Here is a 1,792-nt window from a genome sequence, read left to right as displayed (position 1 = left end):
CGAGCACACCCGGGTGGATGCCCGGTATCTCCGGGATCAGCACCACGCCGGGGCCGCCGCCCTTACGGTAGACGTCGTGGGTGAATCCGCCGCCGGTGAACGGCGCCACCCCCCATCCGGTCAGGTCGACCTCGGGTGCGCTCACCGGGCCGACTCTAGCGGCCAGCCGGCAGCGGCGGCCGCGACTGCACCGCCGCGGCCAGCACCCGGAACTCCTCGACGGTGCCGGCCCCGGTGATCGCCAGCTGAGCCGCGCCGGTCTTGCCGGTCAGCCGGGTGGTCCACACCGGCTCGGAATCCCCTTGGTAGACCACCCAGTCGGTGCCGTCGACGTGCTCGGTGCCGGTGGGATGCAGGCCCGGGTGGATCGAGGCGACCAGCTTCTCCTCGTCGGCGTTGCTCTGGGTCAGGCTGAGGTACATGCCGCTCGGCGTGAGGTAGCCGACGGTGGAGGTGATCGCCCGCAGCCGCTGACCGGTCGCCGGGTCCACCCGGCCGTCGTCGATGCTGCCGCGCCCGCCGGAGTTCGGCTGCCAGCCCGCCGGCAGCCGGGGCACCCGGACCGGGAAGCCGAGTGTCTCGGCGTCGGCGGTCAGGGCGGCGACGGCGTCGTAGGACGGCACCGGCCCGCTGATCGTCCCGCCCGGCCGAAACGAGCAGGTGCCGGCCAGCCCCGCCAGCAGGATGCAGGCCACCGCCAGCGGCATGATCGACCAGAACATGTCCCGGCCGTCCTGCAGCAGCCGGGGCTTGGCCGGTCGCGGAGTCGGCTGCGGCTCGCTGGTCACGCCGCCAGTATCCCAGGTCCCGGCTGCCGAGCCGTCTCTGGGAGAATCAACAGCCATGACGGAATCGGATCGCACCGATCGCGCGCAGACCGGCCCGCCGCGACGAGAAGCACCGGACCGCAACCTGGCCATGGAGCTGGTGCGGGTCACCGAGGCCGGCGCGATGGCGGCCGGTCGTTGGGTGGGCCGCGGCAACAAGGAGGGCGGTGACGGCGCGGCCGTCGACGCGATGCGCGAACTGGTCAACTCGGTCTCCATGCGCGGCGTCGTGGTGATCGGTGAGGGCGAGAAGGACCATGCACCGATGCTCTACAACGGCGAGCACGTCGGCAACGGCGACGGCCCGGAGTGCGACTTCGCCGTCGACCCGATCGACGGCACCACCTTGATGAGCAAGGGCATGCCGAACGCCATCTCGGTGCTGGCGGTGGCCGAGCGCGGCGCGATGTTCGACCCGTCGGCGGTGTTCTACATGAACAAGATCGCCGTCGGGCCGGACGCGAGCCACGTCATCGACATCACCGCGCCGATCGCCGACAACATCCGGGCGGTCGCCAAGGTCAAGAACCTGTCGGCACGCGACATGACGGTCTGCATCCTGGACCGGCCCCGGCACGCCCAGCTCATCGACGACGTGCGCGGGACCGGGGCGCGAATCCGGCTGATCACCGACGGGGACGTCGCCGGGGCGATCTCGGCGTGCCGACCGGATTCGGGCACCGACATGCTGGCCGGCATCGGCGGGACGCCGGAGGGGATCATCGCCGCGGCGGCGATCCGCTGCATGGGCGGCGAGATCCAAGCCCAGCTCGCGCCGACGGATGACGCCGAGCGGCGCAAGGCGCGGGACGCCGGCTACGACCTGGACGAGGTGCTGACCACCGAACACCTGGTCTCCGGCGAGAACGTGTTCTTCTGCGCGACCGGGGTGACCGACGGCGACCTGCTCAACGGGGTGCGCTACTACCCCGGCGGCTGCACCACCCAGTCGATCGTGATGCGGT

At 71.7% G+C, this 1,792-nt stretch carries 2 protein-coding genes and 1 pseudogene; 1 reads left to right on the top strand and 2 read right to left on the bottom strand.

What is annotated here, in order from left to right; all coding sequences use genetic code 11:
* Together AC2VNT_RS09250 and AC2VNT_RS09245 are read right to left on the bottom strand one after the other, a co-directional pair.
* Positions 1-145: pseudogene (locus tag AC2VNT_RS09250) on the bottom strand (dienelactone hydrolase family protein); the annotation flags it as partial.
* 10 nt (positions 146-155) lie between these two features.
* Positions 156-788 (bottom strand): DUF4245 domain-containing protein, encoded by a 633-nt coding sequence (locus tag AC2VNT_RS09245; protein ID WP_486946573.1) that lies wholly within the window; start codon positions 786-788, stop codon positions 156-158.
* 55 nt (positions 789-843) lie between these two features.
* On the opposite strand from AC2VNT_RS09245, the gene glpX reads away from it, so the two are divergent.
* The coding region (glpX, locus tag AC2VNT_RS09240) for a class II fructose-bisphosphatase (protein ID WP_486946572.1) at positions 844-1,792 on the top strand (949 nt) is incomplete at its 3' end.

It is taken from the genome of Mycobacterium sp. TH-M15, from assembly GCF_057473705.1.
This window is presented reverse-complemented; position numbering and strand designations above follow the sequence as displayed.